Origin of the sequence: Psychrobacter sp. 16-MNA-CIBAN-0192 (assembly GCF_040309565.1) — a bacterium.
Lineage (GTDB): Bacteria > Pseudomonadota > Gammaproteobacteria > Pseudomonadales > Moraxellaceae > Psychrobacter.
In genome coordinates this window covers 1-243 of record NZ_JBEOOX010000633.1, presented here as the reverse complement: position 1 = coordinate 243, position 243 = coordinate 1, and the positions used below count along the sequence as shown (strand labels likewise).

Here is a 243-nt window from a genome sequence, read left to right as displayed (position 1 = left end):
GGTCAAACGTCTCTCAAAGTATATCAAGCGCTGGATAGCTATTATTATTGTTTATGCTACCATTACCTTGGGGATGGTATTGCTGCTCTGGTGGCTGATACCGACATTGCTGCATCAGCTACAAGCGGCTTGGGAATATCTGCCCAAGGTTTTGAATTGGTATAATCAGGTAGTTCGCGGATGGTTTGTTGCGAATGCCAATATCCGCTTGCCCATACTAGAAACCAAAGGATTCTCTGAAAC

At 44.4% G+C, this 243-nt stretch carries 1 pseudogene; it reads left to right on the top strand.

The features are described from left to right. A pseudogene (locus AAEY78_RS14660) lies at positions 1 to 243 on the top strand (AI-2E family transporter); the annotation flags it as partial.